Below are 23,797 nucleotides of genomic sequence, written 5' to 3' on the forward strand. Positions count from 1 at the left end.
AATAAAAAAACCGCACAGAGGTGCGGCTATTTTTGACAATCAATTTAGCTTACATAGCTCACCCACTCAGCGACTTCAGCTGGGTTGCCGTAGGCCTTGAGCCAACGGATAAAGCTCTGTGGGCAGCGTGTATGTAAGTTGAGTTGGCACCAAGCATCTAATGAAGCTTGGGTATTATATCCATCCATGTATGCGCTATAGGCTTTGTTTGCATGACGCCAAAAACTATGGTCGATGCGTCCACGTTCTGCAAGAAACGGGTGATCACCTTTGGGCTGGATCTGCTTACAAACATCGGTGCTTAAGTCGGTTAAAATTCGCTGCAGAACATCGGCGCCGATTTCATTGATCTCCAGCTCGTCGATGCGGGCAATATCATCCCCTACGAGCAAGCTCACTCGTTCAATTAAATAATCGGTATTGAGATTTATTGCCATTTCATAGGCAAAAACATCCAGCCTTGCAAAAATACGGTCTCTAAACTCCTCTTTAGTAAAAACCTTGTTTTTTAGTGCCTTATTGTAGCTACGGCTATTGGGGTGTTTGCTTGTTAGCTCTTTTTGCAACAATGGATATTCGCTTAAGTTCTCTTTAGGCAGCAGGGAAAGAAGGTGGATTAGGTCCGGAGTGTTGACCATTAAAGTGCCAAGTTCTGCTTGTGCCTTTTGTGAAAGTTTTACTTCCATGTGGGATCCATTTTGGGCTAATCGGTGGCTCCATCTTACCTATTTCAGACTAATTTCCAAGGACTACTAAGCAATACTAAGAGCTGAGTAGTTTTCTAGTGAACGATAGCTTGGCACATTGCGGTTATCAAACTAATAGGAGACTTGGAATGAAACATCAATTAGCGCTAATCGTGCTTGCTGTAGCCGTTAGTGGCTGCTCAATGGGACATGCATATAGAGCGGCTAAAGCCATGGCAAATTATGAAGTTGTGGGCACCACTGCGCCAGAATTCACCTATGACGATATGCGCATGACTTTTCCTAAGCCGCGTTCGCCAGAAAGCACAAAACTGCTGAGTTGTTTCACGACAACGGGTCTATTTACCGATATCAGTGAAAACTCGGCAAGAAAAGTGGCGAATGCCTACCTAAAAACCAAGCTACCCCATAGGGTCACCACCTTTTCAGCGTTTTTCGAGCATAACAACCATGTGTGTTTTGAGTTCGATACTGTGATTAGCCATTAGCCATTAGCCATTAGCCTCAGCAGGAGCTGTTATGAAAAAACGACTTATTAATACATTAATCGGAATAGTGATTTCGACTCAAATAGCTTCAGTTAACGCGGTAGAGTTTAAACCCGTCGATACTGAATTTGTCTCACAGGCGGCAGCCTTTGCAGTGACTCAAGATAATTGGGATCAAGCCGCAAACGCCGCGGTGACTTTTCCCCACGCATACCGCTTTACTCGTCATATGGCAATTGCTCCTGCAAATTCAAATCCTGTTGAACCCTGGCGGGAGGCTCCGATTGAATTACTGTCGTTAAAAGCAAACGACCTTGATGGGCCACATAGTCTCGAAGTACTGCTTAGAGACAGGTTAAAAAACCATTCTATGGTAGTACTTAATAATGGAAAATTAGCGCATCAGCACTTTTTTAATGACTATGGTCCAGAACAAACACACCTACAGATGTCGGTGACAAAATCTTTTACTTCGATACTGGCTGCAATATCAGTAGCAGAGGGAAAGCTAGATATGAGCCGGCCGATAGTGAGTTACTTGCCAGAGCTTATCGATAGTGGCTTTGAAGATACGACAGTGCAAGAGGTTGCCGATATGCGCTCAGGGATCGGTGTTAAGTTTACTCAAGGTAAGCTTTGGGATGATCGTATGACTGAAGCGCAGGACTGGAATGGCAATAGTAAATACCCAAATATGCGCAGCATAATGGATTATGCCAAGACCTTAGATAATCATCGCCCAATCGGCAAAGTTTATGATTATTTAGATATCAACACAGAACTGCTGGGGAAGGTCGTTGAAAAGGTGCAGGGTAAGCCACTAGCCGAAGTTTTTGCTGCGAAATTATGGCATAAAATCGATGTTGAAACCCCAGCACGCTGGATGGCCAATCGAAATGGCGAAGTGGTGGCATCGGGTGGCTTAAACATCACGACCCGAGATCTCGCTAGAGTCGGACAAGTGATTATCAACGGCGGTAAGAACATGGCGGGTGAGCAGGTGATCCCTACAGCATTCATCGAATCACTGATGCAAGGCAACGATAAGGTCCGTCACGCATGGCGCCATGGCAAGGAGTCAAAGCTTGCTAAAGGCTGGTATCAAGATCAGTTTAGAGTACTTTACCTTCCTAACAGTCAAGGAAAAACCTATAAAGTCTTGGCAATGGTCGGCATTCATGGGCAAATTCTTGTCATGGACTTAGAGAGTCAAACCGTGATTGCGATGAACTCGGGGTTTGGTGATATGGAGCCACCAAGAATGGCCTTGATGATATTTAAGCAGATAATTCCCGCTATTTTGGATGCAATGCCCAGCCACAGTGATTAAAAATTTATTTGACCACTAAAAAAATAGGCGACAGTTTCATGGACTCTCTAGCCACGGATGGCCCCCTATTTTTACTTCAACTTAGGCTCCCATTGTTGAGATAAATAAAATCGCTATCGATTTCTATCAATAAAGGCCGTTATTCAATTAACGGCCTTTTCTGTATCTAAGATTTGACCATTGCCTTAAATGTTGCTTTTGGACTCTGCCAATAGGTCAATGACTCAGCTTACCTTCCTATCTCTATTGTTTACCAATTTTCTTAATGATGTTTGGTAAAACGGCCTTCTTTACCATGTACTCATCTTAACGGCGACAGTGATGGCTAACGAGGTTATCGCAGGTTTGTTAAGTGGCTTTTAGGTCAGCTAAGTGGGGCTAATCCTCATGTTGACTGATATTAATCACCACTGATAACGGATGAAGTGGTAACTCAGGCAAGAGGCCTCAGTTTATTTACATAGAGAGAATGAATCATGAAAAAAGTTTTACTAACTAGCGTGTTATCTTCGGTTTTAGCTGTTTCTGCAATGGCGGTTTCACACACTGCAAGCGCTAGTGATTTTACTATCAACCCAATGGTTGGTGCGTCAAAAAATAAGGCGATGGGCACCAATGTGGCTGCGGGCCTTGAGGCTGGTTATAAAGACTTTATCTTAGGTTATACCTACACAGGTGAAACAGATAAGCGTAATTGGTCAACAAATTCTGGCAATGTTGGCCCAGTCCCCTTTGCCGATGATAACGCGGAATATATTGAGCTAAGTACTTACACTAAAGAGAAGTATAAAGCGCACACTCTCTATGTGGGCTATCAGTTTGCCGTAGGTGCGGGTCATCTTGCCGTTAAAGCGGGTGCAGATTTTTCTAAGTACAGCGCATCGGCTGGATTTGCTGCACAAGAAGTCGCACCTGGCGGAGCCGTTAATTCAGCTGGTATGGACCTAAATGCCAAAAGTAATACAGAAATCCGCCCTATGGTGGGTGTGGGCTATTACTTAGATAACGGCCTTAACTTTAACCTGCATTACACCTTCCAAAATGGTTCAAGAGATATGAAGTATTCCGCCAGCGGTTACAACAATAGTAAGCCCGAGTCTGTCTCCTTAGGACGAGCAAAGAATGACTTAGAAAATAAAGACTTCGGTACTTGGATGTTTACTGTTGGTTACCGCTTTTAATTCGGTTTTTAAACAATACTCTGTAAGGGCGCCTTAGGGCGCTCTTTTGCTAAATAGGAGCTAACAGATGAACAAGCATCTCGGTGTTTCGGCTGTTTTAGTCGTGTTATTAGTTTTGATTTTTGGCTGCAATCAGCAAAGCTCTAATTCAAGGGCGAGTATGTCCAACCCCGCATCTGACTATTGTGTGTCACTTGATGGTGAGTTAGCGATAAAGGAAGGTAAAGCAGGGCAGATAGGAGTCTGTAAATTACCTGATGGGGAGATTATCGAAGAGTGGCTACTGTACCGGCGTGATCATAAGACTCAATAAGAATGAAAATGATGGAGCAATCTAGTCCGAGTTTTATGCTTATGGATTAGGTTGGTTAGAAGGCGCAGCGATGGCGGAAAAGGCTCATCGCTGCATACACGATTTTAGGTGACTCAGTTAGAGACGGGCTTTAATTGTCACTAGTTCATTGTGAGTACTTGCGAGTCCGCATCTTGTCTATATTGCCACTGTGAGTACTGGGGAGCTTGCCCCTCATAAAACCAAATTACTGCAATAAGTTGGCTTTCATGATTAGCCACTTTAACCTCCCTGCTGAGCTTCCCTTCATTAAGCGGCCCCCTAAAAAGACAGGAATCAAAGTTAACCGAGTAGCCATCAGCTTGCGTTTGGTAATCATCACACAGTGAAAAGTAACCCCTTTGAGTGCTATCTTTATCGATCTTAATCGTTAACAGATAGGCTGATTCTAGTTTATTGTCGGCATCCACCACCAAGTCGTCCAGTGACGTCGGGTCCGGAATAGGATCTGGAGTTGGATCAGGAGTCGGATCTTCAGTTGTAGTCTCTGTGGTTGTCGCTACGGTTTCAACTGGAGCTGGAGTCTCTGGCGCATCATCGCCACCTCCGCCACAAGCCGTGATAAGTAGCGCGCCACATACCATCAAGCCATATGGGATATTGATGAAATTTTCGATTTGGATTTTCATGGCATGCTCCATTAGTCGTTAAAGGTTAATGATTCGGTGGCATTTTCGTACCAAGTCGGCTTGGTGTTACCGCTACTATCTGCTGCAAAATCGACAAAGTCGCTATAAGCATCATCTAGGCGTACTTTCTCCTTCGGGTGCTTCCAAGTGACTGGGATCTCTATGGCCCAAGCCATGCCGTTCTCATCTTGGAAATACTGTGATGCACTTGGATCCGATGCATCATCTCGGGCACCAAAGTAGTTAGTCGAGAACTTGTCAGTAGGAACCTGATTCTTTAGGTGGATCTCAAGTTGACGCCCCGGATTTTCACCGACGACATTTTTCGCGGCTAAGCCGTGATCGGTATTGGGCGTGGCAAAGATAAATGGATCATAGGGAAATGCAGGTACTAGGTTCTCGTCCACTGGGCTCTCGAAGGGGATCTCGAAGGACCAAGTGGTTCTATAGGCAGTTTCACAACCCGTTTCGGTTCTCAGGTACTGACAGCCTTGTTCTAGTGTGACGTATTGCTTTAGATCTTGGGTGAACACAAATACAGCATTAGATTGTCCTGTCTCGAGGGGGGAGTCCGTTTGTTCAACACCATCTATCGACCAGCTGATAACAGACTCTTTTATCTTGCTGCGTTCGACACCCGGTAAGTGAACGGCAAAGCCATTATGGTAGGCGGCGCCCATTGCGGCCAGTTGGGCCTCAAAGCCGATGCGTCTTACTTGGTTGTTTTTGACATATTCAATCAGACGCAGCTGAATCACCACGTCATTCATATCAAAGTCACCCTGATCTGGGTAAAGATCTTCGTAGGCGAGGGTGGTATAGGTTGAAGAGGAGGGGTAGTAATTAATGGTGACGCCGGTTTCAGTCAGGGTCACGGCATAATCTTCTACTTCGCCGTCACCGACGCCCCCTGTCGGGTTAATCACTTGCTGAGTGCTTAGGCGAAAGCGAGCCCAAGTCGAGCCCGTCTTGGCCCAGCTAGGTACATCGATACTGAGGGTATTTTGGCCATCAGCGAGACTTTCACCGGTAATGACCTGCTCTTCTGCGCTAAAACTGCCATCACGATCCCAGTCGAACCAGGCATTAAGGTAGCCGTCACTGCCTGTGGCAGTAATGAGTAAAATGGCGCTTTCTCCTAATTCAAAGCCTGTCGGCATAGATACGCCATCTTCATCATCGGAGTTATCGCTACTGTCATCACTCAGTGGTGATGGATAGCCGTTGGACTCATTATCGACACTGGCACCTAAATAAAGGTTCTCGCTAATGGTGTGTCTCGCTCCGTTAGAGTCTAGCAGTGTGCTATAGCTGTCTGGTGCATCACCGAAATCAACGTCATCACCGAGTATGACTTCGGCTAGGGCGCAGCGAGCACCATCATTACTCGAGGAGGCTGGGCCATAGGCGAATAATACTGGAGTGGGTGAGGCGGCGTTCACATTGAGTTTATAGATATAGCCATTACTGTTGTTACTGACATAGAGGTTGCCATCGGGATCGAAGAACTGAGCACCAAAGGTAAAGTTGCCAGAAGTCGATGTAATGACGGTACCTAGGTTTACTGCTTCTCCCGTGGCTGGGTCGATGCGTAATAGATTACCTGAAGCGCCGTTGCTAATACTGTACATATAGCCATCGGTGGGATGAAAGGCAAAGTCGGTGATATTGTAGGTGGAGTAGTCGATACTGCCGGGCACCAGCGTCATGCTGTAGCTTGAGGGATTATCCAGTGGAATTTTAAATAAGCCTTTACCTTTTCTATAGCCATACCAAACGTTCTCATCTATAGCGATATCACCCACAAAGAAGTTACCAGCAGTTGCAGAGGCAGAATCTTTACTGACAGTGAGTGCCGTTATCTGGTAGTCATTACCTGTGCGGCCTAGTGAGCCGCTAGCGTAATCCCAACCGTAGAGATAATTATCATGATAGTTAAAACCTACGCCGTTATAACCGTTACCTGTGCCCATATCGTCAGACAAGATGATGTAACTCCCTGTCGCTAGGTTTACACCATAGCTTTTAGGGATATTAGACTGTTTTTGGATGATGAAAGCTTCTGTCGGACAGGCATCAAAGGGGGCTGATGCATTGACACTTGCTGAAATCAGCAGAGGTAGAAGCAAGGCGGAGCGGTAGCTCAATTGAGTCGGCTTGGATATTCTCATAATGCATCTCTCACAGTCATGTTATCTATTGTGATTAAATAATGCATAAGGTGTGCCGTTAGTTTTTGTTTGTGTTTTTCAGGTGCTTATATGTTCGCTCATACATTTTGTTTGAGTCGATGAAATCATTTTTTGCATTTTGCTAATAGTGATAGAGACCGAATTTAAGCGACGAGGAATGAATTATAGGGAGACATTTTGGGGTAGATTTTGGCTTATATAAGGCTATTTCCAACGGCTATTTATAACGAGGGAATGCCGTTGTTCTCATCTTCGCTTTTTGTTTAATCGGTAAATATTTTTTGGGCAAGTAGGTCAGTTACGTGGGATAGACCATACTTGTTTTACTGCATTGGTCGGAATGACTTGGAGCAAGTGCTTAACAGTGCTAAGTTTATTTTTGATAACATTTTGTTAACTATCTGAGGGAGGGGATTTATGCCGAAGATTCGCATAGGGATTGTGTGTCACCCCAGTATAGGGGGCTCAGGGTTAGTGGCAACAGAATTGGGATTAGGGCTTGCTGAGCTTGGGCATGAGGTGCACTTTATATCCAGTGTTCGCCCTTTTAAATTAATAGAAGACTCAGATCGACTATTCTTTCACTCCGTAGAGGCAATTAATTACCCGTTATTTTCAGACCCTCTCTATACATTTGCATTAACAGCAAAAATTGTAGAGGTTGTGGAGCAATTTAAGCTCGATATTGTGCATGCTCATTACTCTATTCCTCACTCTCTGTGCGCATATCTAGCTGGGGAGATCACCACCCATAAGTTTCCAACGGTTACCACTATTCATGGTACCGATGTCACCATTGTTGGCCAAGATAAGCCGCTTTACCCCCTCAATCGCTTCAGTATTCATAAAAGCACTAAAGTCACTACTGTGTCTAATTATCAGCGCAGCTATATCTACAGTCATTTTGATAAGACGAAGTCGATAGATGTTATCCATAACTTCATTGATTTAGCCGTTTTCTCACCAGATTTAGCCGATATTCATGTTCGCCGTAAGATGGCTAAAGATGATGAAAAAATAGTGATGCATGTTTCGAACTTCAGGCCGTTAAAAAATAGCGATACGGTTGTCCGAGCGTTTTATATGCTGCAGCGAAAGGTGAAAGCGCGTTTGGTGCTCCTCGGCAGCGGGCCGGATATCGATAGCATTAAGTTACAGTGTAAAAAGCTAGGAATTTTGAAGCATGTCACCTTTATGGGGGATGTAACCCATGTGGAGCATTACCTCCCTAATGCCGATTGTATGATCCAACCTAGTTATCGAGAGTCGTTTAGCATGGTGCTGCTAGAGGCGATGGCCTGCGCTGTACCTACAGTAAGCAGCAATGTCGATGGCATTCCTGAGGTGGTAGACAATGGTCAAACAGGATTTATGTTTGATCCCGATGATGCCGTGGGAATGGCGAAGGCGATGACGCAAATTCTAACTGAACCGCAAAAGCAAGCTCAAATGGGACTGGCAGGCAGAAGCAGGGCAGCTAAGCTGTTTAATCCTAAGGATAAGATTACTCAATACTTAGCTTGCTACGAAGAGGCAATCAATGATTGCCAATCTTCGCTACAGACGAGAGAGCATGGGGAGCAACATGAGCAGTGAAACCAATACGCTAGCGCCAGAAACTACGCAGGAAAAGCCCAAACAAAAGATGAGTATGTCAACGCTGGTACTGCTGTCTTTTGCTGCTGGGATCTTAGCAGGGCTGTTTTTTGGGGAGATGCTAGCCTGGATGTCTATTATCGGTGACGCATTCATTAAGCTGTTACAGATGACCATTATTCCCTACATCATAGTCTCACTGGTTTCTAGCCTAGGCAGCTTAACTATGGAGCAAGCCAAGTCTTTAGGAGTAAAAGTCGGGAAGTTGATGCTGGTGATTTGGTCGTTTGGCCTGTTGAGTATGTATTTTATCAAATACACCTTTCCCGACTGGCAAGCTGGAGAGTTTTTTAGTCTAACGGCACTGGAAGATCCTAACTCAGTAAACTTGCTTGATATCTATATTCCCTCTAACCCGTTTTTTTCTTTGTCGAACAGTTATATCCCAGCCATTGTGCTGTTTTGTGTCGCTACTGGCATTGCACTTATCTCTATCGAGAATAAAGACTCGTTGATGAAACCTATGCAGTTGTTAGGGGAGTCGTTTAATAAGGTGACCCAGAGCATCGTTAAGCTGATGCCGATAGGTATTTTTGCTATGACGGCAGCTACAGCTGGCACCATGGATTTTGACGAGTTTCAAAAGCTACAGGTCTACTTTGTGGCTCATGTGGTGATGACGATAATTCTAACTTACTGGGTGTTGCCTGCAATTTTAGCCGTATTTACTCCCTTTTCTTATCGCGATATTACCGGAATAGCAAAAGATGCGATGATCACAGCATTTGCCGCGGGTAATATCTTTATCGTTATTCCTATTCTAATTGAGCGCACCAAGGAGCTATTCCATAAATATAATATCGGCAGTCAGCAAAGTGATGACTACGCCAATATCATTATTCCTGTGGTGTTCAGTTTTCCTAATTTAGGCAAGTTACTCACCATTGTCTTTGTGCTCTTTGCGGCTTGGTTTTCGGGTAAGGAGCTCGATTTCTTAACTTACTTGCCAATGTCATTAAATGGTTTAGTCAGCCTGTTTGGTAGTGTTTACCTTACTATCCCCATGTTGCTGGACTCATTAGAGCTTTCTTCCGATCTTTTTCAGCTGTATATGGTTTCAAGTTTGTTCACTAGCCGCTTTACCTCTTTGCTTGCCGCGATGAATATTTTTATCTTAGCTATTGGTGGCACGGCGATGTTGGTAGGGATTGCTAAGGTGAGCATGAAGCGTTTAGTCACTATTAGCCTATTAACGCCAGTAGTATTTGGTTTAACTCTCTTAGCAACAAGTTGGTTATTAAGCTCTATCGTCGATACCGAGTATGAGATGGATGAAGTTGTTGCACAAATGAGCGCAGCAGAGAAGATCCCAGACCAAGTGACTGCCTATAACTGGGCCGATTTCCCCCAAGCCGATGGCCCTAGAAGCGTGCAGCAGATAAGAGAAAGCGGCGTGCTTAGAGTCGGTTACAACCCGATTCAGGTGCCGTTCTCTTTCTATAATGCTCAGCAAGAGTTGGTGGGCTTTGATGTTGAGCTAATGAAAAAGTTAGCCCTAGAGATGGAACTAAAAGTTGCATTTGTGCCTTATACTTTTGCTAATGTGCTGGAGGGGATCAATCAAGGTCAATTTGATATTGCGATATCGGGTTTACAGATGACAACTAAGCGAATCGAGCTGGTGGGCTTTACGACCCCTGTGCTGGATCTGCATTACGCATTTGTGGTGAAAGATCATCGAGTAGATGAATTCAAAACCGATAAATTAATCCGTGAGGCCGAACAGATCCGCATAGCCACCGTGGGGCGTTATTCGATTATCCCGCGCTTAGAGGAGAAGTTTCCTAATATCGAGTTTGAGACCATTCAGTCTGACCGATTGTTTTTCGAAGATGATGGCAAGACCTGGGATGGACTGATGATAAGTCTTGAGGCTGGTAAGACTTGGACAATCCTATATCCAGAGTACGCCACACTTTATAACCGTGAAGAGATTAAATCGTTCCCAGCATCTTACGCGGTAGCTCGAGACAACGCCTCGCTACAAACCTTTTTAAACAGCTGGTTGGAGCTACAAAAGTCATCTGGCTATGTCGACAAGCTCTATGGCTATTGGATCTTAGGTGAGAATGCTAAACCGAAGGAGCCTCGCTGGTCTGTCATTAAAGATGTGTTACATTGGGTTGATTAAAAGTAAGAATAACAAATGAATAGTCGTATGCGGCAAGGATCACTTTTGGTGAAAAAGCTTACTTTGGTACTGCTCATCTTACTCTTTCATTCTGCGGCCTTTGCCAGTGAGGAGTATGAGGTTGGGCCTGACTCTTATGACGAGAGCAAAGATGAGTGGAATTATTTAATCGCCTTCCCTATGGTTTGGGCTCCTGATATTTCAGGTTCAATTTCAGCCGATAGTGAACGAGTCGATATCGATGTGCCGTTTAAGAATATCATCGATAACCTTAATTTTGGTGTTATAGGCGAGCTTTACGCGCAGAAAGGCGATTGGCTCTATAGCTTAAGAGTCAATTATCTAAGGATTAAAACCGACACTCAAACTGAGGGGATAACAGGGCCTATCACTGGCGGCATTATTTCACCGGGGCACAATATAGAAACCGATATGCATCTAGCGGTTAATGACTTTCTTGCGGGCTACGAAGTGACGCCGGGTTTCCGTATATTTACTGGTGTACGTCATGTTTTTAGCAAAATCGATCTTAATGTTAAGCCACTGAGCGATGAAGGCCTTATTAACATTAATGCTCAAGTTCCTATTGCCGATGAGCATTTGTTTGATTGGTTAGTTGGTGTCACCTACCGATATTGGGTTACTGAGTCTTGGGGGATTTCAGTGGGCGCCGACACTAAAATCTATGGCGATAACGATAGGGATTATGGCTTTAATGCGTCGGCGTTATACCGTTTTGGCGATCTGCATAACGTATGGATAGGCTATCGTTATCTACAAATCGGTAACGACAGTGAGCTCGATGGGGTTAAGTATGAGATGGACTTTATCGAGAAAGGCCCACAAATTGGCTGGGCCTTTAGCTTTTAATCTGTTGTGAGGTTATCGATTTATCCTGACAGCCATTGGTTATAGCAAGAAGCTGTAGCTAAGTATGCCATAGCCATGCCACTGGTTTGGATCGGGTTGATACTCTGGCGTGTAAACCTCAAAGCTCCAGCTTACAGACCAAGTGGGAAATGCCCAAATGACGCCTGTGCTAGCCTTCACTTGTTGATGCTCCATCTGGACGTAGGAATCATAGGGCAGATCTCCATCTATGCTAAGATCGTTAAAGCGATAACCTGCTTGCGCCCGAGCATATACCGTCCAACTCCCACCTTTTCGTGCCGTAGCGCTGAATTGACCGAAATGCCCTGCATGGCTGCTGAGTTGACCAAATGAGTCTGCTAAATCATCTCCCCAGCGAAGGGTAAAACCTAGGTTTGCTTCAGAGCGGAAGTTCCCCAGCATGGTATGACTATAGCCACTTAGCTCCCATTGACTATCACTGGTCGCATCTCGACGAAATACCAATGCATCGACCTCGTATGCCAGTTGCAGAGTGAATTGATTTTCGACTTGATACTGCCAACCTTTAGGAGGTGTCGATGGGGTAATTTTGTGCACTAGTTCCTGCATGGTTTGAGCGCCTGATGCTGGGCCCATTACACCTATACTGAACCAATTCTTTTGCGCCAAGGAGTCACTATAACTACCAGTAAAGCTCTCTAGTTCGAGTAGGCCTGCGTAGGGGCGATCATAGGGTTGGGCGTAATCATGTTCAATCTCACTCGGGGTCCACATCCTTTGGTAAACCTTGGCTCCCCATTGTGATGTTTTATCTTGGCTTGAAAAGCGTAAGGCCTTTTGCCAACTAAATGGCCAAGGGGCTTGTGTAAAGTCTGCTTTAGGGAGCACCTGCCAACCAAAGACGAAACCATTGGAGTAGTCGCCATCTTGGCCAATTACCACATCGTTATCAAAGCTAAAGTGCCACTGATCGGCGGTGGCTGGAAAGGAGGCACAGATAAGCAGGCTCGCTAAGCTTGATCTGCTGAGCGCTTGGGGATTCGATAAGAAGGTCAATGGACGACTCCTCAAAGGTCAGGAATGTATGATTTCAGGCTAAGATCTACATAACGCTAACTCTGCCAGCATAGCCTTAAACAACCTTGAGGTGCAAATCTATTGGTGCTGATTTGGATTAGGCTTTCTTCGCTAGCCTATAGTGCCGAACACTTTTTAGAGGTAATGACATTCCTATGGACTCACTAGGTTTGTTTCCCTCTTTATTTTAAGGAATCTTTTTGTTGATGATATTGCCCTGTTTGATTACGAGTAAGGCAGGGCCATAAGCCCTGCAGCTCCCATAGACACTAGAAAATTTGTTATTCATTAGTTTTTCTATTGAAAAATTTTGTGGAGCTGTTTGGTTTATATACAAAAAAGTTGTTGAAATCCTGCTTGATTAGGCGTAAATTCGCGCTCCCTTTGAGCTAGTTGCTCTATATTTTTATATAAAATCAGAACCTTTTTAGATGAATTGTTTTTTTAAGCACAGTTGTATGCAGCAAAATGAAATGTTAAAGCAGAGCTGCTCTTTGAATAGAAAAAGTGATGCAGGTAAAACATGTTTATACCATTTCGGTGTTAGTCATATCGTTGAGCGTAAGGGAACACTTTGTGGTGTAGAGATTAAGTCAAGTTGGCTAGAGGGCCAGTTAGCGTCTCGTCCATTACCACAGCATTATCTCGCTCATATCAATGAATATAAGAGAATGCTAGCGACTCTTAGCATTCGATTAGAGCAGGACAGCAACAATAGCCTGCATAATACACAGCTGTTCTTAGCTGTAGAGCGAATTTTCTTATTAGACTCAGAGATCATTAAAGCTTTGCTTGCGTTAGCGACTGCACTGCGCCGCCTCGAAATGACGCTGGTGATAATACTCAAAAATCATAGTGACGAGTTGAGTCAATACACTTCCCATATCAAATACCTACTAAGAGACGCGGGGATTAAGTTTTGCTTAGCTTGTAAATTTGATAGCAATATAAAGACCGCTTATCCGTTTGATTTTTTAATGTTTGATAGTAAAAATTTACAGATTGCAATAGAGAAGCAACAAGATAATGAAATCGTCGACTCTCTGTTTACCATGAGGGAGAGAGGGTTCTCTCTTATATTATCGGGAATTGCTGATGCTGCAGACTACAGCGTGGGACTCGCATTACCCTTTACTTGCTTTCAGTCGGTTAAGGCATAGGGGAATGGTCACTTATGGAACCGATAAAAGAGTGTTGCCTTGGCTGGTTATTGCGGCATTAATGTTGTGTGCCGTCATCTCTTACATTCTGACCGAGTATCAGTTGTACACTAAGCTAGAGGTAAGAGTTAATGATTTTGATAGCATCTATAGTCAGCGCCTAGCGAGTGCTAATCGTAGCCTACAAACTGTCGAGAATGAGCTGAGAGCGATAAAAGCCAATACCTGCTCACAAGAGGTAATAGATACTCTTAAAGACTATACCTTAACTTTAGATACCTTAGTTGTTGTTTGGGTTAAGTTTTTAGGTGAACCGTTTGCTTGCTCAGCGCTTGGTGTCTCTCCATTACCACAGGCACCCTATTATGATGTGGGGAGCGCAATGACAAATGGACTCTATGTATATCAGCAGATGAATAGTCGTAATCTTGATGCAACGAAACCCATCTATGTAGGGCGACATACGGAGCAATATCGCGGGTTAATCGGTATAGATGTTTTTCCTTATATACAAGAAATGTTGAAAGACTGTGATTACTGTGGGGCGTTAAGAATCCTGTCTAATAATCAGTATGAATTATTTAGGATAAACAAAAGTGTTCCGTATTGGAGCACTTTGCAATTTAACTCAGAAGTCACGGGGTTGACTTATAGCTTCTCTCTTAACCTATATAACAAGGCTTTATTGTGGTTACATCACTTTGTCGGTGTAGTTCTGAGCTTTGGTATGTTATTTGTTGGCTGGTTCTTACTAAGAGGAGTGTTAAGGCAATATTATTGGCATAGGCGTTTTTTAAAAGCACTGAAGAAGGAGTTCGACTTAGTTTATCAACCTATTGTCGATAACCAAAACCAAGAGGTTGTGGGGGTTGAGGTGCTATTAAGGTGGTTTAAATCAGACGGAAGCGTACGAAATACTGGAGAGTTTATAGAGGTACTTGAACAAGATCCTATAATGCCTGAGGTCACTCGCTGGGTTGTTAAAACGGCTTTGACAGATCTAAGAGAGTTATTGGATGCAAATATTATTCGTTGGTGCAGCATTAATGTCAGCGCATTGGAGATCGAGCAAGGGCAGATGCTTTCATTTTTGCGGGAGTTAGTCGAGGAAGGCTACCCTGTAGAGTATTTGAGCTTCGAATTAACCGAGCGGGTACCAATTAAGAATTGGCCGCAACTTGAGCAGTTCATTCAATTGTGTCAAGAGTTAGGCTGTAAGGTAAAGCTCGATGATGTAGGTACGGGCTATGGCGGTAATTTATGTTTACAAAACTTGGATTTCGATTACCTTAAAATCGATCAACAGTTTATTAGGCACCTAGGGACGGCGGTGAGTAAGTTATCACTCATTGCCTCTTATATAGCGATTGCGAAAGAGTTAAATATTAAGGTCATCGCTGAGGGAGTAGAAACCCAAGAGCAGGCAGAGATCTTGAAAACACTTGGGATTAACCTACACCAAGGCTGGCTCTATTCAAAGGCATTGCCTATTAAGGAACTCAGTGCTTACCTGTACTGATTTCGCTCATAAACACAAAAGCCTTAGTGTTAGCGTACTAAGGCTTTTTGGTTTTTATTTCGGGTATCGTTAGAGCGGCTATAGATAAGGCGCTGTCAGTGTTGCAGTTGAAGCGGACTTACTTAGTCGCTTTGAAAATCTGCATAAATGATGGTGGTTGCTGGATATCAATGGGGACATTGAGCTTTCTTGCTACATCGTTGGCCGAAATGAGTCCACGGATATGGTGCAACTCATGGTCGATAACCAGTATATGGTGTAAGCCGTTTTCTTTTAATGAACGTACAATATCACTCACTTTAGCAGTCGTAACTTGATGGTAATCTAGCGCCATCAAGTCTTCGCGGGGCACCATCACATCGGTGACTTGTAAGTCTTTGATATTGGTTGAACGTTGGCTCGCTATCTTCATCATCTTGCTATCGGATAACTCGTATTTGGTTACGACCCCAAGAAATCGATTATCTTTATCGACAACAAGACGCATAAAGGCATGGGTTTTCTCCATGATATCGGCAGTATCTATTGCACTAGTTGATGAGTCCACCGCCATTGGCTGGGAGTGATCAAAATCAGTAAAGATGGATAGGGCTGGCGAGTCTAACCTGGCGGCATATCCGTTGGTTGACCACATAAGGTGATCGATAGAAGCAGTACTAAATAATTCAAGATTTCTCATTAGAATACTCCATGAATGTAATGGCCGAACGAGATGACAGAATGTGATCTTGATACCATGTTTATAAGCTAGTCCTGAAGTGTAGGCAGGTCAATAAGTATGAATTACATTTAATTTTAGTTAAGCTTTTGAGGGATTTATTATAATTTAGATGCTAGTTCCGATTATTTTTGCCTCAAACCTCATACTCGCGTGTCGGCTTTCTCTATTTGTTTTTGAATTCTAACTAGTTTTAGGTTGTCTGATGTTTGTAGGAGGTTTGAGCATCAAGTTAAATTTATAGGCAAGGGAAGCGAATAGAGCATGAATTCAACTATTGAGGCTATTTTACAGCACCGTTCGATTAGGCATTTTACCGAGCAAAAAATTGAAGATGAAAAGCTAGAGTTAATTCTGCGCTGCGCTAATGCCGCTTCGAGTTCTAGCTTTATACAGTGTTCAAGTATTATTAGAGTCACTTTGCCAGATGTAAGAGCTAAGCTCGCGGAATTTGCTGGCGGGCAAGTTTATGTGGAGTCAGCCGCCGAGTTTTTGGTGTTTTGTGTCGATTTTAATCGCCATCAACAGATCCACCCAGATGCCCAACTTGGATTTACCGAACAGACCCTTATTGGAGCGGTTGATACCGGCATCATGGGGCAGAATGCGCTACTTGCAGCTGAATCTCTTGGTTTAGGTGGTGTCTATATTGGCGGGATCCGTAATAACCCTCAGCAAGTCACCGAGCTACTTGGCTTACCAAAGCATGTGTTACCGCTATTTGGTATGTGCTTAGGTTATAGTGCCAAAGTTCCTGAAATGAAACCCCGTCTGCCGCTGAGTATAGTGGTCCATCAAGAACGTTATCAAAGCCTCGATAAGCAAGAGCTTGAGAAGTACGATCAACATATAAGAAACTACTATGCCAACAGAAGCCGCAACAACAAGCAGAAATCTTGGTCGGAACAAATTACGGCTACCTTAAGTAAGGAGTCCAGACCCTTTATGCAAGATTATATTGAGAGCCAAGGTTTCAACCTTAAGTAAGTCACTTACTAGTATCAAAGCTAAAAGTCGAGGAGGCACTTTTATAGTAGGTTCATCATTTTGACAGAGTAGGGCGATCTTTTATACAGAAAGTGTCAAATTAGCGCTAACCTTGATGGCAAATGATAGTTTGTGTTGTTTCTTAGTGCGGTATTCTGGCTAAACTAGATCCATACTCACTATGTAATCTAGGATCATAAAATGAAACGTCTTGCTTTATCTATCGCCTTAATCGCTTTCTCTGCTCACAGCTACGCCTTAGAGCTAACGAGCAGTGATATCAATGAAGGCCAGTTGATGTCATCAAAATTTGAGTACAACGGGATGGGCTGCAGCGGTGGCAACCTATCACCTCAGCTAAGTTGGAGTGATGCTCCAAAAGGGACTAAAAGTTTTGCGATTACGGCATTTGATCCTGATGCGCCAACGGGGAGTGGTTGGTGGCACTGGACGGTACTCAATATCCCAGCAACAACCACCTCATTAGCCCAAGGTGCATCTGGTAAACTTAAAGCGGGCCATGAGACCAGAACCGACTACGGTAAACCAGGTTATGGTGGTGTGTGTCCACCAGAGGGGGACGGAATGCATCGATACCAATTTACTATTTGGGCGCTACCTGAGGCTAAAATTGATCTGCCGACAGATATTTCCCCTGCGGTAGTTGGGTTCACCCTTAATAAAATGGCGTTAGATAAGGCAGTGTTGACTGCAACTTATGTTCGTTAGTCATTAACCTATTTAACTGATATGAGTGCTAGAGGAGAGAGCAAGATTGGCATCATTGGTTCAGATTGAGCGTTTCTATGGGCAAAAACCTCAGCCTTTACGAAACGTCCCCGTTTATACGCCGAGCATTATTGCGGTAACAACAGGTGTTAAGACTCTGCTTTGGCAGGGAGAAACTCTGACATTCGATCGTAACCACTGGCTACTTGCCTCTTCTAATCGAGAGCTTACCTTTATTAATGAGCCCTATCAGAACAAGTTTCGATCGATACAAGTCTCTTTTCTATCCTTGCCATCACAGAGAGTCTTAAAACAGATAGCTAACAGAGAGGAGGGGGTTACTAGCTTGGCCTCGGCGCCCATTTTAGCCGTTAACACTAGCCTAAACTTTGCTTTTTCACAGCTTATAGCCATGGCTGAGCAAAATTTAAGCCGGGAGGTGCAGCAATGTTATTTGGATGCCTTTTATCTGCAGCTCAATGAACTTGGCATGTTATCTAGGTTGTTTGAAAGTGATGTCTTGACCCTAAGGGAGCAAGTTAGTCACTTTTTGTCGATGGAGCCTGCAGCAAATCATACGATTGACAGCACCTGTCACCACTTTGCGATGAGTCAGGCGACTTTTATACGCCATTTAAGCAAAGAGGGAACTTCATTTAGAGTGATATTGGCCGAAGTTAGAATGTTATATGCCATAGGTATTATGCAATCGTTTAGCGCTCAAAACGGCGCTCCGCTGTCTCAGCTTGAATTAGCGATACGCTGTGGTTATCAGTCTGAGGCTCGCTTTAGCCAACGTTTTAAGTCGCAGTTTGGGATCTCGTTAAAGCAATATATGAAGACAATCATAGGTTAAGTCATGATGTCGATATTGGTTATATTGAAGCTGTATGAAAGGACATTTAGATCTATCAATATTGGCTCTAGAGACTAGTGGCGTTGGAGATTTCGACTATACTTAGCATTGAAAAGCGTATTTTAGAAAGTGATTTCCATTGCAAGTAGTAGGTAGAAGAAGTCGGCTAGTGGATGTGTAAGTGTTAGTAGGTATAAGCTAGCGGCTATGTAGGCAATAGATCATGGATCTAAGAGCAGCAACCGCGTAAGTTTCTGGGCTTACAGCGCGGTCAACGAGGGATATGGCATAACCCTGTGTGACAGTATAGCTACCCCGACGCGCTTTTCACTCATCTCTAAGGCTCGCTTTTAGCGGGTCTTTTTATTTCCCCGTCTAGATAGCGATGCAAGATAGAAAATCAATATCCTAACCGCGCCGATAACAAACTCTTGGTGTTAATTAAGATCGTGACTTAGTCTCGATAAGCCTTTTCTTTCGCTTTATTACTTTTCTATGGTTCGGCAGAACTGGATGTGGTTCTTAAGGCTGAGGGAGGGAATAACCCACTGCTATCGTGCTGTACATTTGTTAAATGCGCAAACTAAGGGTAGCTGAACTTAAACGAAGCGTATCATTTGTAAGTGATTTGTGTACTTGAACTAATCCTAGATAGGGAAAACTGATACCTAGATCATGTCGAGAAAAAAGCAAATTTAGGCCGGCTCACAGGATGGGGGTTTGAATCTAGCTGATATTCAAAATATTGATTATAATATGTCTTTGAAATGCGAGTCGTATTGATGGTCATTTTTACAAGTGGCAGATCAAGTATGGCTCAGTAGATTACTTATTAAAGAGAATATACCATGAGCGCAATGCCACCATGCCCAAAATGTGAGTCTGAATATGTATACGAAGACGGCTCAAACCTAGTTTGCCCTGAATGTGCTCATGAATGGAACCCGAACGAAGTTATCGTTGATCCAGACGCTATCATCTTAAAAGATGCTGTTGGCAACCTATTGGCTGAAGAAGACAAGGTTACGCTAATCAAAGATCTTAAAGTAAAAGGCACATCTCTAGTACTGAAAGTGGGTACTAAAGCGGTTATTAAGCGTTTCGTTGATGCTGACCACGACATCGATTGTAAAGTTGATGGCCACGGCCAAATGATGCTTAAGTCTAAGTTTGTACGAAAGCAAAACTAATCAATTCACTTTGAAATATAAGCTACTTTGAAACATAAGCTGATATGAAGAAACCTGCCAAGTGCAGGTTTTTTTGTGCCTGAAATAAAGCTGAAAAATTTATGTTTGTTAATCGACTAACGGGATGTGCGAAAAGCAGATACAAAAAAGCCGCTAAATCCACCTGGTTAGGATTTAGCGGCCTTTGAAGGTTATTACTAACCTCAGTGTTGGTGGAGGCGGCGGGGCTCGGCTAATTAGTTTAACCCATTGTTATTATGTCAATAAACTGGTCTGTGTTTTCGGCGGTGTTCCATTCGGTGTTACAATGAAAACTAGTCACTTTGAATTATTATGAAAAAATTTTCAAACATCGACGGCCTTCCTAGTATCATTCTAGCAAGTAAACCCACTCTGGTAATAGCCATTAATTCCACCAGCCTAGATTAGACGCGCTATTTTTGTATTCGTTAATTGAGGTTTTCATGATTGCTCTCCTTAGTAAAAAGGTGACCTCATTATCTAGTGACTGGTGTACTATCTATCCATATCGCCGCTCGTTGATAATACGTCTCAAAGGAAGCGTATTAATCTATTTGCCATCCAGTATTAGGAGCTTCCTATATTCCTTTTCTAAGTATTCATCCACTGCTTCGGAATCTATATGACCGGAGTTATACCAGGCATTTAGCTCTTTAATGGCAAGGGTCCCGAATCTTGCCCATCCCAGAATATTTGTGCGCAGTAAAAACTGAACCATATCGCCACCTGAGCGCAGTGCCGCATCACCCGCGTCAATGAGACAAAGAGAGCCATGACTGACTAAAAGCATTCGTCTTAGCTCTGGATTATTGGCTGTAGGTATGCATTCTGTCCAAGGTTTCTTGTGATATGCATGCTGCTTAATTACCCAAGTTATTCGAGTCATTAGCTCTGTAACTAAGACTGGAATCGCCATGGCAAGTCCATGACGGAAATCATAACCTTTTTCAAAGACTTTTACGGCGATAGTTGCGAAAGTCTGTCTATGTTGTCCGAATTCTCCGACATTAATAAATTGCAGCAACGAATAGAAAGGTATAGGGATGCCAGAGCCTCGTCCTGTAGCTCCTGAAGATCCTGCTACATCAGAAAACAGGTGACCTAGCCAGTTTACAAACCCGCTGAATATCTTGGCGATAAAATTACCTCCCTGTAGTTCAGCAGTTTCTGTATCGACTGAAATGATTTTACCGTCGCTGACAAAGTGGGCTGTATTAGTAAATTGACCAAGGATGGAGAAAAACAGGCCCACTAGATCGGGTGAGTGAGCAAGGCTCTTGATGTGATGGTTTTTGGTACTCATCTTAAACAAACCATCGACATCACCACCGTGGCGATGGTCATAGTTCACTTTAAAATTACGCTCTAAGAAACCGATTGCACTCTGAGTCGAGTCGGATCCTTCTCTAGCCCCCTCCCAACCACAGGCGCCTGCAAATTTTTCGACAGTGCCATCGACAGCTGAATCGGTCAGATTTGTCAGTTTGCCTTCGCCAGGTAAGCCGACAAAAAATACATCAATCAAGCCACCGATAACGCCACAAGTACCAGCAATCATGTAATCATACTTGTCACAGTTAGCCGTCTTGAGGGTAAACTCCTCTTTAATCCGCTTTTCAAGCTCGATGCGTTGTAACGGTGACATCAAGGTCTTAAAGGGGTCAGCGCTGAGATCAATATGATGCTGTGTTGCATAATCTTGAATCGAATCAGAATAGGCATCCCAGCTCATATCCTGGTTAAAGTTCAACGTTTCTATAGTCGTTAGCCGTGGCAAGTGGGTTTCAGTTGTATCGTTATTAATGTCGACATAGTTGGCAACCTCACGGGAAATCACATTGTCGTCAGCATCATTAAATGCGATACCACAGTTTTGCAGTATGGCCTCCATATTTGCCAACATCGAATCCAGCTCATCATTATTATTACTTTGATGGGATTGTAGCGCTGCTAAGGCAGCATCTAGCTGATTGATTTGATTTTCGCTTTCATCGAGTTGGTGCTTTTGCACCAGCATCGCAGCGATATGTTTGTCTGCTTTGGTCATTAAGATAATAATCCTGAAAGCTTACCTTTTAGCACTTTGGTAGCCTTAAAATAGCCAATAGCTTCAAAAATGTTCGCCAGTTTATCTAGCTCTTTGGTTGGAATGGTTGGCTTGATTTTATATCGAGTAACTTCAATGGTTTTGTCATCACGAGTTTGTGTAATAGTTTCCTCTTCATAAAAAGACATCACCAGAGGGTATAGAGGCTGCTTCGTCGGTTCTTGGGTTAACGATTTTAATTTAGCTTCATCGAGTACTACTGGACAATGGAGCTTAATTGAGTTGTTTTGTAGTTTATTAGATTTTTGGTTGAGTACATTGGCTGCGCCGGTTAACGCTGTCATCATCTGTTGTAATTTGATTATCTTGTTATTTTGATGGTCTTGAGTATCTAATGCAGTATTGAACTTGACGGTAATATAGTTCAAATCATCTATAAGCGATGACAGCGTAGATTGTGTTTGCTTGATAACTTCATTTAGCATTAATTCTCGACGCTTGGTTTTATCGAGCTCATTGGAACCAGTAAAGTGCCTAATACCTTTGTAAGCACCTACTCCTATTAGTACGGCTACACCAATACCGGTTGCCATGCTAGAGAAGCCTAATGCTCCGCCCAAGCCCAAAGTGGCTAAGCCTGAGGTCATCCCCGCTGCTGACATACCTACTACTGAGCCTGATAAGTACACTGCCGCAATGGGAACTCCGACTGCACCGGCCTTTGCACCTAACTCTTTCATACCTTCGGCGATATCATCATCGGTGAAATCTTCTCTGAGCATTTTAAAATCGAGCTTGATTGCTTGCTTGGCAATGTCTATCTCGTCATCGGTGACACCGAATAACTCACGATTGTCATTTAAGAAATGAAAATGCTCATCACTGCCATCATTGACACTCATGAAAGTGCTGATGAGATCTTTAACCAGAGATATTTTTACTGCCTTGTTGTGGCTCGGCACACAGGCGTTATCAATGTCGTCAATCAGTGAGCTCAGGGCGACTTGGGCGCTTTCTTCGTTGATATAACTTCTTAAGATAAAACGTGAGTCGGTTGTTAGCTCCAGTCTAGTCATCAATAATAAAATTTCTGCAAATTCTTTCTTGTCGACTTCACCATCATCGGCAAAAGCCATATTGATGATGACTTTGACGTAGGCAGTTTTGAGTGATTCAGACATTTCAGCCAATGTTACGAGTTGGTTCTCCTCCTCAAACTCTTCAAAATCGGAAAATGCTTGTTCCAGCAGGTTTGCTAGTTCTTTATAGTTACAGTCTAACAAGCCTTTAAGACGAGTCGTTGTGCCATTTTTTAAGTTAATATCAACATATTCTTTTTTCGACTCTTTGCCTTTATCGTTAACGCTAATATCCTCAATATACTTGACTGATTCAAAGTCAGTAAAAATAAGCTCCACTGGCTCTTCAAAAATCTCTTTAAAGATGATTTTTTCACCAGTAAATACAATCCCTTCTTTGGCACTACCGAATAGCGTATTGTCGTAAATAGCAATAATGGCGTTAACACCATTTTTGAGGTTGTAAGACTTTACTGCATTGTTTAGTTTTTTTTCAGGGATACTCGGAGCAATAAAGACATTGCTGCTACTGACTGCTTTTATGTTGTCTTTAAGAAAAGTATTGATATTTTGCATTGTAATTCCTTTACGTGAGCCTTCTATTGGAGGAATAGTAATATATTGAAAGCTCAATCCTATTCGATAGTAACAAAGTCTATTTTTGTTAATGTGACTAAAATCAATTATTTATTATAAAGGATATTGGGAGGGAGCTAGAGATGGAAGTCAGCAAGCTCACACGGTTTTGCTCTTTTAATTTCAAATAGCAACCCATGCAAGCCGTAAATTCTGATGTGGGCATTACAAATCTCAGCTGCTTTGCTGTGTCCTATATGAGGGACTGCACAAGGGGAATATTTAGGTGAAAAGGCTTTCTGAGCTGAAAGAAAAGAGTC

General features: G+C 43.2%; 20 protein-coding genes. 13 read left to right on the forward strand and 7 right to left on the reverse strand.

Annotated elements, in window-relative coordinates; genetic code table 11:
• Positions 1–44: 44 nt before the first annotated feature.
• Positions 45–686 (reverse strand): hypothetical protein, encoded by a 642-nt coding sequence (locus L1D44_RS04635; protein WP_239889021.1) that lies wholly within the window; start codon positions 684–686, stop codon positions 45–47.
• 149 nt (positions 687–835) lie between these two features.
• Here L1D44_RS04635 and L1D44_RS04640 point away from each other — a divergent pair, with 149 nt between their 5' ends.
• The 4 genes from L1D44_RS04640 to L1D44_RS04655 all read left to right on the forward strand — a co-directional run bounded on the left by L1D44_RS04640 (position 836) and on the right by L1D44_RS04655 (position 4,019).
• Positions 836–1,195 (forward strand): hypothetical protein, encoded by a 360-nt coding sequence (locus L1D44_RS04640; protein WP_239889022.1) that lies wholly within the window; start codon positions 836–838, stop codon positions 1,193–1,195.
• A 31-nt stretch (positions 1,196–1,226) separates the two neighbouring features.
• Positions 1,227–2,525 carry a serine hydrolase gene (locus tag L1D44_RS04645; protein ID WP_239889023.1) on the forward strand — a complete coding sequence of 433 codons (1,299 nt, stop codon included), beginning with the start codon at positions 1,227–1,229 and terminating at the stop codon, positions 2,523–2,525.
• Between the two features lie 476 nt (positions 2,526–3,001).
• On the forward strand, positions 3,002–3,706 hold the full coding sequence (locus L1D44_RS04650) for a hypothetical protein (RefSeq protein ID WP_239889024.1): 705 nt from the start codon (positions 3,002–3,004) through the stop codon (positions 3,704–3,706).
• A gap of 67 nt (positions 3,707–3,773) precedes the next feature.
• Positions 3,774–4,019 carry a DUF333 domain-containing protein gene (locus L1D44_RS04655; protein ID WP_239889025.1) on the forward strand — a complete coding sequence of 82 codons (246 nt, stop codon included), beginning with the start codon at positions 3,774–3,776 and terminating at the stop codon, positions 4,017–4,019.
• A gap of 140 nt (positions 4,020–4,159) precedes the next feature.
• Here L1D44_RS04655 and L1D44_RS04660 read toward each other — a convergent pair whose 3' ends face one another.
• Positions 4,160–4,687 (reverse strand): hypothetical protein, encoded by a 528-nt coding sequence (locus L1D44_RS04660; protein WP_239889026.1) that lies wholly within the window; start codon positions 4,685–4,687, stop codon positions 4,160–4,162.
• 11 nt (positions 4,688–4,698) lie between these two features.
• Positions 4,699–6,858 carry an LruC domain-containing protein gene (locus tag L1D44_RS04665; protein WP_239889027.1) on the reverse strand — a complete coding sequence of 720 codons (2,160 nt, stop codon included), beginning with the start codon at positions 6,856–6,858 and terminating at the stop codon, positions 4,699–4,701.
• A gap of 438 nt (positions 6,859–7,296) precedes the next feature.
• Between L1D44_RS04665 and bshA the strand changes: the two genes are divergently transcribed.
• The 3 genes from bshA to L1D44_RS04680 are packed head-to-tail and all read left to right on the forward strand — an operon-like array spanning position 7,297 to position 11,536.
• Entirely contained in the window at positions 7,297–8,475 is a 1,179-nt protein-coding gene (bshA, locus tag L1D44_RS04670; protein WP_220767241.1) for an N-acetyl-alpha-D-glucosaminyl L-malate synthase BshA, read from the forward strand.
• The gene (locus tag L1D44_RS04675; RefSeq protein WP_239889028.1) at positions 8,420–10,666 is read left to right on the forward strand and encodes a cation:dicarboxylase symporter family transporter; all 2,247 of its coding nucleotides are present in this window, start codon (positions 8,420–8,422) and stop codon (positions 10,664–10,666) included. The genes bshA and L1D44_RS04675 overlap by 56 nt, the downstream gene beginning before the upstream one ends.
• 48 nt (positions 10,667–10,714) lie before the next feature.
• Positions 10,715–11,536: a hypothetical protein gene (locus tag L1D44_RS04680; RefSeq protein ID WP_239889029.1), complete on the forward strand. Its 822-nt coding sequence runs from the start codon at positions 10,715–10,717 to the stop codon at positions 11,534–11,536.
• Between the two features lie 39 nt (positions 11,537–11,575).
• On the opposite strand, the gene L1D44_RS04685 is transcribed toward L1D44_RS04680, so the two are convergent.
• Positions 11,576–12,574 (reverse strand): lipid A deacylase LpxR family protein, encoded by a 999-nt coding sequence (locus L1D44_RS04685; protein WP_239889030.1) that lies wholly within the window; start codon positions 12,572–12,574, stop codon positions 11,576–11,578.
• A gap of 515 nt (positions 12,575–13,089) precedes the next feature.
• Between L1D44_RS04685 and L1D44_RS04690 the strand changes: the two genes are divergently transcribed.
• Both L1D44_RS04690 and L1D44_RS04695 read left to right on the forward strand, forming a co-directional pair.
• Positions 13,090–13,755, forward strand: coding sequence for a hypothetical protein (locus L1D44_RS04690; protein WP_239889031.1), 666 nt, complete (start codon positions 13,090–13,092; stop codon positions 13,753–13,755).
• 4 nt (positions 13,756–13,759) lie between these two features.
• The gene (locus tag L1D44_RS04695; RefSeq protein ID WP_239889032.1) at positions 13,760–15,274 is read left to right on the forward strand and encodes an EAL domain-containing protein; all 1,515 of its coding nucleotides are present in this window, start codon (positions 13,760–13,762) and stop codon (positions 15,272–15,274) included.
• Between the two features lie 118 nt (positions 15,275–15,392).
• Here L1D44_RS04695 and L1D44_RS04700 read toward each other — a convergent pair whose 3' ends face one another.
• A complete protein-coding gene (locus tag L1D44_RS04700) occupies positions 15,393–15,953 on the reverse strand; it encodes a CBS domain-containing protein (RefSeq protein ID WP_220767236.1) in 561 nt (186 codons plus the stop codon).
• 303 nt (positions 15,954–16,256) lie between these two features.
• Here L1D44_RS04700 and nfsA point away from each other — a divergent pair, with 303 nt between their 5' ends.
• The 4 genes from nfsA to L1D44_RS04720 all read left to right on the forward strand — a co-directional run bounded on the left by nfsA (position 16,257) and on the right by L1D44_RS04720 (position 19,754).
• Positions 16,257–16,979: an oxygen-insensitive NADPH nitroreductase gene (gene nfsA, locus L1D44_RS04705; protein ID WP_239889033.1), complete on the forward strand. Its 723-nt coding sequence runs from the start codon at positions 16,257–16,259 to the stop codon at positions 16,977–16,979.
• Between the two features lie 201 nt (positions 16,980–17,180).
• A complete protein-coding gene (locus L1D44_RS04710) occupies positions 17,181–17,708 on the forward strand; it encodes a YbhB/YbcL family Raf kinase inhibitor-like protein (protein WP_220767234.1) in 528 nt (175 codons plus the stop codon).
• Positions 17,709–17,754: 46 nt separating this feature from the next.
• Positions 17,755–18,564 carry an AraC family transcriptional regulator gene (locus L1D44_RS04715; protein ID WP_239889034.1) on the forward strand — a complete coding sequence of 270 codons (810 nt, stop codon included), beginning with the start codon at positions 17,755–17,757 and terminating at the stop codon, positions 18,562–18,564.
• A gap of 848 nt (positions 18,565–19,412) precedes the next feature.
• Positions 19,413–19,754: a zinc ribbon domain-containing protein YjdM gene (locus tag L1D44_RS04720; RefSeq protein WP_220767232.1), complete on the forward strand. Its 342-nt coding sequence runs from the start codon at positions 19,413–19,415 to the stop codon at positions 19,752–19,754.
• A gap of 571 nt (positions 19,755–20,325) precedes the next feature.
• On the opposite strand, the gene L1D44_RS04725 is transcribed toward L1D44_RS04720, so the two are convergent.
• Both L1D44_RS04725 and L1D44_RS04730 read right to left on the reverse strand, forming a co-directional pair.
• Positions 20,326–21,822 carry a hypothetical protein gene (locus tag L1D44_RS04725; protein WP_239889035.1) on the reverse strand — a complete coding sequence of 499 codons (1,497 nt, stop codon included), beginning with the start codon at positions 21,820–21,822 and terminating at the stop codon, positions 20,326–20,328.
• Positions 21,822–23,534: a hypothetical protein gene (locus L1D44_RS04730; protein ID WP_239889036.1), complete on the reverse strand. Its 1,713-nt coding sequence runs from the start codon at positions 23,532–23,534 to the stop codon at positions 21,822–21,824. Before L1D44_RS04730 ends, L1D44_RS04725 begins: the two co-directional genes overlap by 1 nt.
• Positions 23,535–23,797 lie beyond the last annotated feature (263 nt).

The sequence above is a fragment of the Shewanella sp. Isolate13 genome (assembly GCF_022398325.1).
Classification (GTDB): domain Bacteria; phylum Pseudomonadota; class Gammaproteobacteria; order Enterobacterales; family Shewanellaceae; genus Shewanella.